Origin of the sequence: Kosakonia sp. H7A (assembly GCF_003028445.1) — a bacterium.
Taxonomy (GTDB): domain Bacteria; phylum Pseudomonadota; class Gammaproteobacteria; order Enterobacterales; family Enterobacteriaceae; genus Kosakonia; species Kosakonia radicincitans.
Map to the genome: position 1 here is coordinate 101,110 of NZ_PYTZ01000002.1, position 15,746 is coordinate 116,855.

Consider the following 15,746-nt stretch of genomic DNA (forward strand, 5'->3'; position numbering starts at 1 on the left):
CACAGCGGTTGTGTTATAATTTGCGACCTTTGAATCCGGGATACAGTAGAGGGATAGCGGTTAGATGAGCGACCTTGCGAGAGAAATTACACCGGTTAACATCGAGGAAGAGCTGAAAAGCTCCTATCTGGACTATGCGATGTCGGTCATTGTTGGCCGTGCGCTGCCGGATGTCCGAGATGGCCTGAAACCGGTTCACCGTCGCGTACTTTACGCCATGAACGTATTGGGCAATGACTGGAATAAAGCCTACAAAAAATCTGCCCGTGTCGTTGGTGACGTAATCGGTAAGTACCATCCCCATGGTGATTCCGCGGTGTATGACACCATTGTCCGTATGGCGCAGCCGTTCTCGCTGCGTTACATGCTGGTTGATGGTCAGGGCAACTTCGGTTCCATCGATGGCGACTCCGCGGCGGCGATGCGTTATACGGAAATTCGCCTGGCGAAGATCGCCCATGAATTGATGGCCGATCTGGAAAAAGAGACGGTTGACTACGTCGATAACTACGACGGCACCGAAAGAATCCCAGATGTAATGCCCACCAAGATCCCGAACCTGCTGGTGAACGGCTCTTCCGGGATTGCGGTCGGTATGGCAACCAACATTCCGCCACACAACCTGACGGAAGTGATCAACGGTTGCCTGGCCTATATCGACAATGAAGACATCAGCGTTGAAGGGCTGATGGAGTACATTCCGGGGCCGGATTTTCCGACTGCCGCCATCATTAACGGTCGCCGTGGGATTGAAGAAGCCTACCGCACCGGTCGTGGCAAGATCTACATTCGCGCCCGCGCAGAGGTAGAAACCGATGCGAAAAACGGCCGTGAAACCATTATCGTGCATGAAATTCCGTATCAGGTGAACAAAGCGCGCCTGATCGAGAAGATTGCCGAACTGGTGAAAGACAAACGCGTTGAAGGCATCAGCGCGCTGCGCGACGAGTCTGATAAAGACGGTATGCGCATCGTCATCGAAGTGAAACGCGATGCTGTGGGCGAAGTGGTGCTGAACAACCTCTACTCCCAGACGCAATTGCAGGTCTCCTTCGGTATCAACATGGTGGCGTTGCACCATGGTCAGCCGAAGATCATGACGCTGAAAGAGATTCTGGCCGCGTTCGTGCGTCACCGCCGTGAAGTGGTGACCCGTCGTACCATTTTCGAACTGCGTAAAGCCCGTGACCGTGCGCATATCCTTGAAGCGCTGGCCGTGGCGCTGGCGAATATCGATCCGATCATCGAACTGATCCGTCGTGCGCCGACCCCGGCCGAAGCGAAAGCGGGCCTGATCGCGCAGCCGTGGGATCTGGGCAATGTCTCCTCGATGCTGGAACGTGCGGGCGATGACGCAGCACGTCCGGAGTGGCTGGAGCCGGAGTTCGGTATCCGTGACGGTAAGTACTACCTGACCGAGCAACAGGCACAGGCGATTCTGGATCTGCGTTTGCAGAAACTGACGGGCCTTGAGCATGAAAAACTGCTCGATGAATACAAAGAGCTGCTGGAGCAGATCGCTGAACTGCTGCACATCCTCGGCAGCGCTGAGCGCCTGATGGAAGTGATTCGCGAAGAGCTCGAACTGATTCGCGAACAGTTCGGTGATGAGCGCCGTACCGAAATTACCGCGAACACCGCCGATATCAATATCGAAGACCTGATCAATCAGGAAGACGTTGTGGTTACGCTGTCGCATCAGGGCTATGTGAAGTATCAGCCGCTGACCGACTACGAAGCCCAGCGCCGTGGTGGTAAAGGTAAATCGGCTGCGCGTATTAAAGAAGAAGACTTTATCGACCGCCTGCTGGTGGCCAACACCCACGATACGATCCTCTGCTTCTCCAGCCGTGGCCGTCTCTACTGGATGAAGGTTTACCAGCTGCCGGAAGCGAGCCGTGGCGCGCGTGGTCGTCCGATCGTCAACCTGTTGCCGCTGGAGCAGGACGAACGTATCACGGCGATCCTGCCGGTACGTGAATACGAAGAGGGCGTTAACGTCTTTATGGCGACTGCCAGCGGTACCGTGAAGAAAACCGCGCTTACCGAATTCAGCCGTCCGCGTTCTGCCGGGATCATTGCCGTTAACCTGAACGAAGGCGACGAACTGATTGGCGTCGATCTGACTTCCGGGAACGACGAAGTGATGTTGTTCTCTGCTGCCGGTAAAGTGGTGCGCTTTAAAGAGGGTGCGGTGCGCGCGATGGGTCGTACGGCGACCGGTGTACGCGGCATCAAGCTGGCGGAAAAAGACAGCGTGGTATCGCTGATTGTTCCGCGCGGCGAAGGCGCCATCCTGACGGTCACGCAGAACGGTTACGGTAAACGTACTGCTGAAACCGAGTACCCGACCAAATCTCGTGGTACACAGGGCGTTATCTCCATCAAGGTCACCGAGCGTAATGGCTCCGTGGTCGGCGCGGTGCAGGTCGATGATTGCGACCAGATCATGATGATCACTGATGCCGGTACGCTGGTGCGTACACGCGTGTCGGAAATCAGCGTGGTGGGCCGTAACACCCAGGGTGTGATCCTCATCCGTACCGCGGAAGATGAAAACGTTGTGGGTCTGCAACGTGTCGCCGAACCGGTGGATGACGAAGAGCTGGACTCCATCGATGGCAGTGTGGCGGAAGGCGATGACGACATCGCGCCGGAAGTTGACACTGACGACGATACGGCGGATGACGCCGACGAGTAATGCGTCACAGAGGGCCGGTTTTCCGGCCCTTTTTCATTGCCATTGCGGCATTCGCGATTTATCGCTACCTTAACGACACTCTTTTTTAACTTCCTTGTGGCGGAGTTTCCCCAGGTTGAAATACCTCGTCTCTTTTCGCAGTACCCTGAAAGTTTCCCGCTATTTATTCAGAGCGCTGGCGCTATTGCTGTGGCTGTTAATTGCTTTTTTTTCAGTGTTTTACATCGTCAATGCGTTGCACGACAAAGAGTCAGAGATTCGTCAGGAATTCAACCTCAGTTCCGATCAGGCGCAGCGTTATATTCAGCGCACTTCGGATGTGATGAAAGAGCTGAAGTACATTGCCGAAAACCGTCTGACGGCGGAAAACGGCATCCTTACCTCGCGCAGTCGCGATGATAAAACCGACGTGCCGGCGTTTTTACCGCTGTTCCCCGATTCTGACTGCTCTGCAATGAGTAGTTCATGGCGTGGTTCGCTGGAGTCGCTGGCGTGGTTTATGCGCTACTGGCGTGACAATTTCTCAGCCGCCTACGATCTCAACCGCGTATTTCTGATTGGCAGTGACAATCTGTGTATGGCGGATTTCGGCCTGCGCGACCTGCCGGTCGAGCGTGACGATACCTTAAAAAGCTTGCATGAGCGGATTGTGAAATACCGCAATGCGCCGCAGGATGAGCGCAGCAATAACCTCTACTGGATGAGCCAGGGGCCGCGCCCTGGAATTGGTTACTTTTACGCGCTGACGCCGGTTTATCTTGGTAATCGTCTTCAGGCGTTGCTGGGCACCGAACAGTCAATCCGCATGGAGAATTTCTTTACGCCGGGCAGCCTGCCGATGGGCGTCACCATTCTGGATGAAAGCGGGCACTCGCTGATTTCGCTGACCGGCCAGGACAGCGGCATTGTTGCCGATCCGCGCTGGATGCAGGAACGTTCGTGGTTCGGTTATACCTCTGGTTTCCGCGAGCTGATCCTGAAAAAGAGCTTACCACCATCCTCATTAAGCGTGGTCTATTCCGTTCCTGTCGATATGGTACTGGAACGTATCCGCATGCTGATCCTCAATGCCGTGCTCCTGAACGTGCTGGTTGGCGTGGCGCTGTTTACCCTGGCGCGCATGTATGAGCGGCGCATCTTTATTCCCGCGGAAAATGATGCGCAGCGGCTGGAAGAGCATGAGCAGTTCAACCGTAAAATCGTCGCTTCTGCGCCGGTGGGGATCTGTATTCTGCGCACCCAGGACGGGACGAATATTCTCAGTAACGAACTGGCGCATAATTACCTGAACATGCTTACGCATGAAGATCGGCAGCGGCTGACGCAGATCATCTGCGGCCAGCAGGTCAATTTTGTTGATGTGTTGACCAGCAACAACACTAATCTGCAAATCAGCTTTGTTCATTCGCGCTATCGCAATGAAAACGTGGCGATTTGTGTGCTGGTGGATGTCTCCGCGCGCGTCAAAATGGAAGAGTCGTTACAGGAAATGGCGCAGGCGGCAGAACAGGCCAGCCAGTCGAAATCGATGTTCCTGGCGACCGTCAGCCATGAACTGCGCACGCCGCTGTATGGCATTATCGGTAACCTCGATCTGCTGCAGACCAAAGAGCTGCCGAAGGGTGTTGACCGCCTGGTGACGGCGATGAATAACTCTTCCAGCCTGCTGCTGAAAATTATCAGCGATATTCTCGACTTCTCGAAAATTGAGTCTGAGCAGTTAAAAATCGAGCCGCGGGAGTTTTCCCCGCGCGAGGTGATGAGCCATATCACCGCCAACTATCTGCCGCTGGTGGTGCGTAAACAACTGGGGCTCTACTGTTTTATCGAGCCTGATGTGCCCGTGGTTCTCAACGGCGATCCAATGCGTTTGCAACAGGTGATCTCAAACCTGCTGAGCAATGCGATTAAGTTCACCGACATCGGTTGCATTGTGCTGCATGTACAGCGTGATGCGGATTATCTCAGCATACGCGTGCGCGATACCGGTGTGGGGATCCCCGGTAAAGAAGTGGTGCGGCTGTTTGATCCTTTCTTCCAGGTCGGAACCGGGGTGCAGCGTAATTTCCAGGGCACAGGCCTGGGGCTGGCGATTTGCGAGAAGCTGATTAGCATGATGGATGGCGATATCGCGGTGGATACCGAACCGGGTATGGGCAGCCAGTTCACTATTCGTATTCCGCTTTACAATGCGGTCGCGCCGGAGCGCGCTGATGTCGATGGGCTGGCGGAGACCTGCTGCTGGTTGGCGGTGCGTAACGCCTCACTATCGGCCTATTTGCAGAGCTTGCTGAACTGGAATGGCATCCATACGAAGCAGTACGACGGGCGAGAACTCGGCCTTCAGGATACGTTGATTACCGATGATGATCTGGAACATCCTTCGGGCGCGCGGGCGGTGATTGTTTTCTGCCGTCGCCATATCGGTATTCCAGTTGAACGTGCGCCGGGCGAATGGTTACACAGCGTCGCCGCGCCGCACGATTTGCTGGCGTTGCTGGGACGCATTTACCGCGTACAGGTGGTGGAACCGCAGGCGACCGCGACGCAGGCCATAGAGGACAATGAGGTATCGCGCAACGACGATATGATGATCCTGGTGGTTGACGATCATCCGATTAACCGGCGATTACTTGCCGATCAGCTGGGATCGCTGGGCTATCAATGCAAAACAGCCAACGATGGGGTGGATGCATTGAACGTGCTAAGCAAGAACCACATTGATATTGTGCTCAGCGACGTCAACATGCCGAATATGGACGGTTATCGTCTGACGCAGCGGATTCGCCAGTTGGGCCTGACGTTGCCGGTGATTGGCGTAACGGCTAACGCGCTGGCGGAAGAGAAACAGCGCTGCCTTGAATCCGGTATGGATAGCTGCCTGTCGAAACCGGTGACGCTGGATGTGCTGAAGCAAACACTGGCCGCTTATGTCGCGCGGGTCAGAAACAGCAGGGGATAAAAAGGAACCCCGGCGAAAGCCGGGGTTGTGTGGGATTACTCTTTTTCTGTCTGGGTCAGCGTGACCGAGGAGAGGTAGTTCAGCAGGGCAATGTCGTTATCGACGCCCAGTTTCATCATCGCAGATTTCTTCTGGCTACTGATGGTCTTGATACTGCGATTCAGCTTTTTAGCGATTTCCGTTACCAGGAAACCTTCTGCAAACAGACGCAGTACTTCGCTCTCTTTCGGTGACAGGCGTTTGTCGCCATAGCCGCCAGCGCTGATTTTTTCCAGCAGGCGAGAAACGCTTTCTGGGGTAAATTTCTTACCTTTCTGCAGCGCGGCCAGTGCCTTCGGCAGGTCGGTCGGCGCGCCTTGTTTCAGTACGATACCTTCGATATCCAGATCCAGCACCGCACTCAGAATTGCCGGGTTATTGTTCATGGTAAGAACAATAATCGACAGCGCAGGGAAATGGCGTTTAATGTATTTGATCAGCGTAATACCATCGCCGTATTTATCGCCCGGCATTGACAGGTCGGTGATCAGAACATTTGCCTCGAGTTTCGGCAGATTATTAATGAGCGCTGTAGAGTCTTCAAATTCACCGACTACGTTAACCCATTCGATTTGTTCCAGTGACTTGCGAATACCGAACAGTACAATCGGATGGTCATCGGCAATAATTACGTTCATATTGTTCATGTATTAGGCTACCTTGCTACAGCAAGCTCTTGACGTAAGCGTCAATGTCGCTGATGTAATTTTCTATGCCTGGAGCATCGCTCTCACGAATTAATTGCTCCAGCGTTTCGCACAACTGCTTACCAGGTACCAGATTTAGCATAGCAAACACACCTTTCAGGCGGTGTGCTGTCTGCGCCAGCGCAGCGAAATCGCGTAACGCTGATTCAGTATACAACCTCTTAACATCATCGGGTACTGTGTCAACAAACAGTGCATAATAGCCGCTGGCATGGAGTTCCGCGTTTTCATCGCCTCCCAATGGCGATTCCGGTACATCTTCCTGCGCCAGTTGCTCTTCTATAAGCTGCAATATTGCTCCCTGCATTGCATTGCTCATATTAAAGTTAACGCGCAATTGGCCTGGGCCAATTTTCCGCACACCGGCCTCATCATCGCTTAAAAGCAAGCCTGAGGCTGTAAGATTAGACGGATTATCTGTCAAAAAGAGATCATATTCTTGACTTGAAAGACGTTCATCCGGGGAAATACAGCTTGCACCCCAATTTTCCAACTGGCGAACTACGATATTGCGGATTTCATTCGAGGTGATGTCAATCATCGCGACAACATCATCGAGCAATTTCTCTTCGCTTTCAACCTGCGGTGAGCGGGCCGCCATTCTAACATGCAAAGAGTAGCGGGTGCCCAGATCTTCCCTGGCCTTAATATTCAAATGCCCACCGAGCTTTCTGGCTAACTGATCGCACAGCCAGAAGGTGAGGGCGTTTGCTTTTCCGTACTGATCGCTCTGTGTATCGTTAAGGAACGGGAAGTGCAGATTGTCAATTTCACTGGTATTTACGCCTGTGCCAGTGTCAAGAATACGGAAGGTCAGGCGATCTTCTGCCGATTCATCCATATTCACTTCAAGGGTGATTTTACCCATTTGCGTGGTCGTCACCGCGTACTGGATCAAAAGCAGTAGGATTCGGCGTAACGCATCGCGATCGCCGTGGCGCTCCTCGTTAGCCGGCAGCGGGTTGTTGATCAACAATTGCAGGCCCTTACGCTTGATCACTGGCAGAACTTCCGGCACCACTTCATCAATCAGATCCTGAATCGAGAACACGGAAGGCGAACCTTTCCAGCTATCGCTTTCCAGCATATTTGCCAGCTGAATTTCATCCACCAGTTGTACCAGCCTGTCGGCGTGATCGGCGACGTGATTGCCCTCTTTGTTTTCAAGGGCGGCCGCTTCAGCAGCGAGAGCCTTTACCGGCTGTTTCAGCGAGTCAGCCAGATTATTCATAAAGGCGGCGCGACCCTGCTGGTTCTTCTCATACAGACGCTGCGCTTGCTTTAGCTTCTTGTTGACCAGCACTTCGCGGTCCTGGTCGCGAATAATAAAGATCTGCGTACGTGAAGCCACCTGGCTGCGGAACTGGCGGATTTCATACAGCTCATTATTTATGGTGGCCTGGATGACGCCCTGGTGTTGATCCGCCATGGCGGTGATATTTTGCAGATTCAGGTGCGGCAGCAGATGGTCGGCTATTTTGTTGCTCAGCACCGTGCGGTTAGCTTCCTGATCGTGTACCAGCAAGCCAAGCGGCAGTAATGAGACAATCTCTTCGTTGAAAGCTCGTAGCACGCGCAGCTCGTTGTTTGCTCCCGGCGCCGCCAGGCTATCCGTCTTACGGCCCGGTTGCTGACGGAAGGTGGTGTAGCCAAATAGCGCCAGCGCCAGCAGCCCAATATTCAGCAACAGCGGTAAAAGAATGTTTTGCAGGGTGTCGAGCAGCAGCGTACCGAAAGGAACCTGCCACACCAGACGCAGCCCGGTGCCGTTCAATGCAGAAGCAATCTCAATACGCGAGCTATTAAAGTTGACGGTCACATTATCTGTGGTCTCTTTATCCTGCCCGCGTGTGGTATTTTGCGTGCTATCAGGGTCGAGGCGGAAGCTGTCCAGTGACATGCCCGGCGGGATCAGATCGTTAATCGGCAAGTCAAACGCAACCACCGTCGCCAGGTGACCCGGCTGGTTAAAGGTGGTGCGCAGCGTAAAATAGTGGCCATTTTGCCAGGCCAGACGGCGCAGGGAGGAAAAACTTTCGCGCTCATCGAGGGCGTTAGCCTGCTGCAACATTTCTGCGCGTCGGGAATCGACGATATTGCTGATGGTGGAATCTTTAAAACCCGAGGTCAGATCTTTTAGAGGCAACGTTGAAACCAGGATCATGCTGTTATCCTGGCCGTTCAGATAGTACATCGACCATGGAACGGTTTCTGCGCCCCACAGTGTATCGAGATACGTTGAGATGCGCTGTGTCATCTCCAGCGTGGAGCTGTCGTGCGAACCAAAAATCAGCGCTTCTGTCTTGCGGCGCGGTTTTTCGAGGTAATAGACATCCTGTTTCAGACGCGTTTCCTGTAAACCTTCGCTCGGTGTGGTCGCCGGAGCCGCAGCGATATTGTCGTAGATCTGCCAGGTAGCATACCGCCAGGTGTCGATACGCTTATGGATGGCATGCGTAACATCGACGATTTGATAGCTTTTATCTTTCAGCCAGGCGTTGACCGCGCTCTGGATCATCACCCCCATCGTTACCAGCAGGACAATAATCAATAAGAGGAAGAAACGGGTAATGTTGCCCGGTATCAGGGAAAATTTGCCAGGAATCATTGTGTCAGATTGACTCATTCTTGTGTGTAACCCGTTATGACAACACTGCAGGTGACGCTCAGCATCCGCTGAAACAATGTTGCTGCCATGCCGTAACTACCGCCTGTCGTGCGCGGACTACAAATAGATGTGTTGCAGAGCAGTGTACAGCAGGCAGTATATCGGTTAATGAGTGAATTTCCAGACTCTCTTTTCAGCCATTATCCGCAGAATGTGGCTTTTTGTCTCTCATTTAAACGAAGCGGCAAAAATGTACAAAACGTGGAGATTGTACAAATATTTCTCAGTGCTGAATAAGAAGAACGCAATAAATAACAAGAAATTAATTAAATTCCTAAGTCAATAAGATAAATCTGGCACGTTTGTTGATTAATTAATAGTCGTTACAAATAGTTATTATATGTAGATTATTATTCAAGTTAAGTAAAGAAAGGTAAAAAAAAACCGAATGCAGGGCATTCGGTCATAAGAGGGGTAAACAGACATTCAGATTCGAATGACGGTAATAAATAAAGTTAATGATGATAGCGTGTTGTATTTTAGTGACGATTAGAGATTTCGTTTTTGCATTCAGTGCTATCATTTATTTTTATTTATGTGATTGTTTTTTATGGTGTTTTTAATTTTATTTGATTATTTGTGCGATATCAATTAGCTATTCGTGCTATAAAAAGTTCCCTGGATTTTACAAATTGTAACATCTATCATTAAATATGAAACATCTTCAAAGTTTTCGTATCATATTCCCGATGGATTATTTTCCTATTTTAAGCACAATGAATTTGCCAGCTGATTAGAGGGTTAGTCAGCAAGCAGTGGCAAATAAAAATGCATATAACAGAGGGTTAATAAAATGAAAGTTAAAGTACTGTCCCTTCTGGTACCAGCTCTGCTGGTAGCAGGCGCAGCAAATGCGGCTGAAGTTTATAACAAAGATGGCAACAAATTAGATCTGTACGGCAAAGTAGATGGTCTGCACTATTTCTCTGACGACAAAGGTTCTGATGGCGATCAGACATACGTGCGTTTCGGCTTCAAAGGCGAAACTCAGGTAAACGATCAGGTTACTGGCTACGGCCAGTGGGAATATAACGTTCAGGCTAACGACACTGAATCTGCAAGCGATCAGGCATGGACTCGTGTGGCTTTCGCCGGTATCCGCGTGACTGATGCAGGCTCTTTCGACTACGGTCGTAACTACGGCGTAATTTACGATGTAACGTCCTGGACCGACGTTCTGCCGGAATTCGGCGGCGACACTTACGGTTCAGATAACTTCATGCAACAACGTGCAAACGGCCTTGCCACCTACCGTAACACCGACTTCTTCGGTCTGGTTGATGGCCTGAACTTTGCTCTGCAGTATCAGGGTAAAAACGGCAGCGTCAGCGGTGAAAACGACACAGGTCGTAGCACGCTGAAACAGAATGGCGATGGCTACGGTGCATCTCTGACCTACGATCTGGGCGCAGGCTTCAGCGTCGGTGGTGCAATGTCTTCTTCTCGTCGTACTGCTGACCAGAACGTGACTACCAATGCTGCTTTGTTCGGTGAAGGCGACCGCGCTGAAGTGTACAGCGGCGGTCTGAAATACGATGCCAACAATATTTACCTGGCGGCACAGTACTCTCAGACCTATAACGCAACTCGTTTCGGTAACTCTCAGAGCACCAGCGATATCTACGGTTTTGCTAACAAAGCACAGAACTTCGAAGTGGTTGCTCAGTACCAGTTCGACTTCGGTCTGCGTCCGTCCATCGCTTACCTGCAATCTAAAGGTAAGGACATCACCAACAACACCGGTACCGTTAACTACGGCGATCAGGATATCCTGAAATACATCGATGTTGGCGCGACCTACTACTTCAACAAAAACATGTCCACCTATGTTGATTACAAAATCAACCTGCTGGACGACAACGACTTTACCCGTTCTGCCGGTATCTCTACCGACAACATCGTTGCACTGGGCCTGGTTTACCAGTTCTAAGTTCGCCACAACGATTGCTAAGGCGCCGCAAGGCGCCTTTTTTATTGTCCGGTTTTTGATGTACGCTTGCCGCCAGCAAGGAGATAACAAGCAATGACAATGACTATTTTCCGCAGCTTCGTGGCCGCCTCGCTGCTGTTATTGGCTGGCTGCGATCGCAGCGAACAGGCGCAACCAACCGTGCTGGAAGGCAAAACAATGGGGACTTTCTGGCGCGTTAGTCTGGTGGATATTGATGCGCAGCGCGCTCAGGCGCTACAGCAAAAAATTCAGGCTCAGCTGGATGCTGACGATCGTTTAATGTCAACGTGGAAGAGCGATTCTGCGCTAATGCGCTTTAATCACGCGACCAGTACCGCGCCCTGGCCGGTCAGCGCCGCAATGGCGGATATTGTGACCATCGCTTTGCGGGTCGGGGAAAAAACGGACGGTGCAATGGATATTACCGTTGGGCCGCTGGTGAATCTGTGGGGATTTGGTCCGGATAAACAACCGATAGTCAGCCCAACGCAGGCGCAAATTGATGCGGCAAAAGCCCGTACCGGCTTGCAGCATCTGACGGTGATTAACCGCGCGGGGGAACAATTCCTGCAAAAAGATCTGCCGGATCTGTTCGTCGATTTATCGACAGTCGGTGAAGGCTATGCGGCGGATCATCTGGCGCGGCTTATGGAGCATGAAGGGATTGCCCGCTATCTGGTTTCCGTCGGCGGCGCGCTTGCCAGCCGGGGCATGAATGCGCAGGGCCAGCCGTGGCGGGTAGCGATTCAGAAACCGACCGATCGTGAAAATGTCGCGCAAGCCGTGGTCGATATTAACGGTCATGGGATCAGCACCTCCGGAAGTTATCGCAACTATTACGAGCTGGATGGCAAACGTATTTCGCATATTATCGATCCGCGCACCGGGCGTCCCATCGATCACCGCCTGGTTTCGGTCACTGTGATTGCACCTACGGCGCTGGAAGCGGATGCGTGGGACACCGGCTTAATGGTACTGGGTACCGATAAAGCCAAAAAAGTGGTGACGCGAGAAGGGTTGGCGGTATTTATGATCATGAAAGAGGGTGACGGTTTTAGCACCTGGATGTCGCCGCAATTTTCTTCCTTCCTGGTCAGCGAAAAAAATTAAAACGCAAGATTGCGGGTGTCGGGTTCTTCGCGAGCGTGCACAGTGGGGCTAAGCTTAAATAAGGAGCCTGACATGAACGAGACGACTTTACTTGATGAACAGCGCTGGCAGGCGGTGCTGGCGCGCAACCCACAGGCGGATGGTCAGTTTGTTTTTGCGGTGCTGACCACCGGTATCTTCTGCCGCCCGTCTTGTCGCGCGCGCCACGCCCTGCGCCAGAATGTGCGTTTCTTCCCGGATGCCGATAGCGCTGTTGCCGCGGGTTTTCGCCCATGCAAACGTTGCCAGCCCGATAAAGCGCATCCGCAACAGCAGCGGCTGGATAAAGTGGCCACCGCTTGTCGATTGCTGGAGCAGGATACGCCTGTCACCCTCGATCAACTGGCAACTGAGGTGGGCATCAGTCCGTACCATTTTCATCGCCTGTTTAAATCGGTGACCGGGATGACACCGAAAGCCTGGCAGCAAGCCTTCCGCGCCCGGCGTCTGCGCAACACGCTGGCAGAGAGCGACACGGTGACCGATGCCGTGCTGGCGGCGGGGTTCCCCGACAGTAGCAGCTACTATCGCCAGGCGGATGCCGCGCTGGGAATGACGGCGCGTCAGTTTCGCCGTGGCGGTGACGATGCTGATATTCGTTACGCCCTGAGTGACTGTGCGCTGGGGCGCTGTCTGGTGGCGGAAAGTGAACGGGGCATCTGTGCCATTTTACTGGCCGACAGTGATGAACAACTGTTGGCAGAACTGCATACGATTTTTCCTCATGCCCGAAACGTGCAGGGCGATGAGGCGATGCTTGAACGCGTCGCGCAGGTGATCCGCCGTCTTGATCGTGCGGATGCGCCATTTACATTGCCGCTGGATTTGCGCGGCACGGCTTTCCAGCTCCAGGTATGGCAGGCGCTGCGCGAACTCCCTGCTGGCACAACGATCAGCTATCAGCGCCTTGCGCAGCAAATAGGCAAACCCGGTGCGGTGAGGGCGGTGGCCAGCGCCTGCGCAGCGAATAAGCTGGCGATTGTTATCCCTTGTCATCGTGTGGTACGTGGCGATGGCGCGCTCTCCGGTTATCGCTGGGGAATCGCACGCAAAGCGCAACTACTGCAACGGGAAGCGAAAAAAGAGGAGAGTTAATGCTCGATTTGTTTGCCGATGAAGAACCCTGGCAGGAGCCGCTGGCGCCCGGCGCGGTGGTGCTGCGCCGTTTTGCGCTGCCGCATGTGGAAGCGCTGATGCGCGGCATTGCGCAAGTGGTTGGCCAGTCGCCGCTGCGCCATATGGTCACGCCGGGCGGGTATACCATGTCCGTGGCGATGACCAATTGCGGCAGGCTTGGCTGGACGACTAATCAGCACGGTTATCTCTACGCGCCTGTCGATCCGCAAACGGCGCAGCCGTGGCCGGAAATGCCGGCGGCGTTCACGGCGCTATGTCATAAAGCCAGCATTGCGGCGGGTTACCTTGAGTTTCGCCCGGATGCCTGCCTGATCAACCGTTACGCGGCTGGTGCGAAGTTATCGCTGCATCAGGATAAGGACGAACCTGATTTGCGCGCGCCGATTGTCTCTGTCTCGCTGGGCTTACCGGCTATTTTCCAGTTTGGTGGGCTGAAGCGTAACGATCCGCTGCAACGATTGATGCTGGAACATGGCGATATTGTGGTGTGGGGCGGTGAATCGCGGCTCTTTTATCATGGCATCGCGCCGCTTAAAGCGGGTTATCACCCGGTGACTGGCGAGTGTCGTTACAACCTGACGTTCCGCCAGGCTGGCAACAGCGAATAAAAATAAGAATTATTCTTGATGTAAAACAGTGTCCGTTTAAACTGCTGGCTGTTTTTGTTGACCGGGCCGTTGTTATGGAACTCCTTCTTCTTGTCTGGCGGCAGTACCGCTGGCCATTCGTAACGGTACTGGCGCTTACCCTTGCCAGCGCCGCATTGGGTATCGGGCTGATCGCTTTTATTAACCAGCGTCTGATCGAAACCGTCGATATATCATTGGCCGTGCTACCGGAATTTCTCGGCTTGCTGCTGCTGTTAATGGCGGTGACACTCGGCTCGCAACTGGCGCTGACCACGCTCGGCCACCATTTCGTTTACCGTCTGCGTAGTGAATTTATCAAACGGATCCTCGATACGCCGGTGGAGCGCATTGAACAACTGGGCAGCGCGTCGCTACTGGCCGGGTTGACCAGCGATGTGCGCAACATCACCATCGCTTTTGTGCGCCTGCCGGAACTGGTGCAGGGCATTATCCTGACTATAGGTTCGTGCATTTATCTGGCCATGCTATCCGGCAAAATGCTGGTGATCACTGCACTGTGGATGGCGCTGACCATCTGGGGCGGCTTTATTCTGGTTTCCCGCGTGTATAAACATATGGCGACGCTGCGCGAGACGGAAGACAAGCTCTATAACGATTTCCAGACGGTGCTGGAAGGGCGCAAAGAGCTGAATCTGAATCGGGAACGCGCCGAACATATTTTCGAGAAGATGTACCTGCCGGATGCGCGCGAGTACCGCCACCATATTATTCGTGCCGACACTTTCCATCTCAGCGCCGTCAACTGGTCGAACATTATGATGCTCGGCGCGATTGGCCTCGTGTTCTGGATGGCAAATAGTCTGGGCTGGGCGGATACCAACGTTGCGGCAACCTATTCGCTGACGCTGCTATTTTTACGTACGCCGTTGTTGTCGGCGGTCGGCGCATTGCCGACACTGTTGAGCGCCCAGGTTGCTTTCAACAAACTGAAGCATTTTGCTCTGGCGCCGTATCAGCCAGCATTTCCGCGTCCGCAGGCTTTCCCCGGCTGGAAAACGCTGGAGCTGCGCAACGTGACCTTTAAATATCAGGAGAATGATTTCTCTGTCGGCCCGATCAACATGACGCTGAACCGGGGCGAACTGGTGTTTCTGATTGGGGGCAACGGCAGCGGTAAATCAACGCTGGCGATGCTGCTGACCGGGCTGTATCAGCCAGTTTCCGGCGAGATCCTGCTGGATGGTAAACCGATGGCGCAGGATCGCCCGGAAGATTATCGCAAACTGTTCTCGGCGGTGTTTACCGATGTCTGGTTGTTTGACGATCTGCTCGGGCCGGAAGGTAAACCGGCGGATCCGGCGCTGGTCGATAAGTGGCTGGATCAGTTGAAGATGGCGCATAAACTGGAACTGAACAACGGCAAGATCCTCAATCTGAAGCTCTCGAAAGGGCAGAAAAAGCGCGTGGCGCTGCTGCTGGCGCTGGCGGAAGAGCGCGATATTTTGTTGCTTGACGAATGGGCGGCCGATCAGGATCCCCATTTCCGCCGCGACTTCTACCAGGTGTTGCTGCCGCTGATGCAACAGATGGGGAAAACCATTTTTGCCATCAGCCACGACGATCACTATTTTACCCACGCCGACCGCCTGCTGGAGATGCGCAATGGTCGGTTGACTGAGCTGGTCGGTGAAGAGCGCGCGCAAGCTTCCCGCGACGCCGTCTCCCGCACTGCCTGAGCAATGCGCCCCCTTCGAGCGAAGGGGGCATTCGCTCCTTTTTTCACCAAACGCCCCCGCTGTTTATTATTTTTTACAAAAGCTGCCGCTATGCTTAAGTCTATTC

General features: G+C 53.3%; 9 protein-coding genes. 7 read left to right on the forward strand and 2 right to left on the reverse strand.

Annotated features, from left to right (window positions below):
• Positions 1 to 64: 64 nt before the first annotated feature.
• On the forward strand, positions 65 to 2,701 hold the full coding sequence (gene gyrA / locus CWM66_RS08395; protein ID WP_007371123.1) for a DNA topoisomerase (ATP-hydrolyzing) subunit A: 2,637 nt from the start codon (positions 65 to 67) through the stop codon (positions 2,699 to 2,701).
• Between the two features lie 115 nt (positions 2,702 to 2,816).
• Positions 2,817 to 5,663 (forward strand): two-component system sensor histidine kinase RcsC, encoded by a 2,847-nt coding sequence (gene rcsC, locus CWM66_RS08400; RefSeq protein WP_072439662.1) that lies wholly within the window; start codon positions 2,817 to 2,819, stop codon positions 5,661 to 5,663.
• 35 nt (positions 5,664 to 5,698) lie between these two features.
• Here the strand turns inward: rcsC and rcsB are convergent, their stop codons facing one another.
• The gene (rcsB, locus tag CWM66_RS08405) at positions 5,699 to 6,349 is read right to left on the reverse strand and encodes a response regulator transcription factor RcsB (protein WP_007371125.1); all 651 of its coding nucleotides are present in this window, start codon (positions 6,347 to 6,349) and stop codon (positions 5,699 to 5,701) included.
• 16 nt (positions 6,350 to 6,365) lie between these two features.
• Positions 6,366 to 9,035 (reverse strand): phosphotransferase RcsD, encoded by a 2,670-nt coding sequence (gene rcsD / locus CWM66_RS08410; protein ID WP_081120726.1) that lies wholly within the window; start codon positions 9,033 to 9,035, stop codon positions 6,366 to 6,368.
• Positions 9,036 to 9,870: 835 nt separating this feature from the next.
• Between rcsD and CWM66_RS08415 the strand changes: the two genes are divergently transcribed.
• The 5 genes from CWM66_RS08415 (at position 9,871) to CWM66_RS08435 (ending at position 15,640) form a co-directional block, all read left to right on the forward strand.
• Complete coding sequence (locus CWM66_RS08415; RefSeq protein WP_007371128.1) at positions 9,871 to 11,007, forward strand: porin OmpC; 1,137 nt, start codon at positions 9,871 to 9,873, stop codon at positions 11,005 to 11,007.
• Positions 11,008 to 11,100: 93 nt separating this feature from the next.
• Complete coding sequence (apbE, locus tag CWM66_RS08420; protein ID WP_071921097.1) at positions 11,101 to 12,138, forward strand: FAD:protein FMN transferase ApbE; 1,038 nt, start codon at positions 11,101 to 11,103, stop codon at positions 12,136 to 12,138.
• A gap of 72 nt (positions 12,139 to 12,210) precedes the next feature.
• Complete coding sequence (gene ada, locus CWM66_RS08425; protein ID WP_007371130.1) at positions 12,211 to 13,272, forward strand: bifunctional DNA-binding transcriptional regulator/O6-methylguanine-DNA methyltransferase Ada; 1,062 nt, start codon at positions 12,211 to 12,213, stop codon at positions 13,270 to 13,272.
• Entirely contained in the window at positions 13,272 to 13,922 is a 651-nt protein-coding gene (alkB, locus tag CWM66_RS08430) for a DNA oxidative demethylase AlkB (RefSeq protein ID WP_071921096.1), read from the forward strand. Before ada ends, alkB begins: the two co-directional genes overlap by 1 nt.
• A 74-nt stretch (positions 13,923 to 13,996) precedes the next feature.
• Positions 13,997 to 15,640 (forward strand): multidrug ABC transporter permease/ATP-binding protein, encoded by a 1,644-nt coding sequence (locus CWM66_RS08435; protein ID WP_072439664.1) that lies wholly within the window; start codon positions 13,997 to 13,999, stop codon positions 15,638 to 15,640.
• Positions 15,641 to 15,746: the final 106 nt, after the last annotated feature.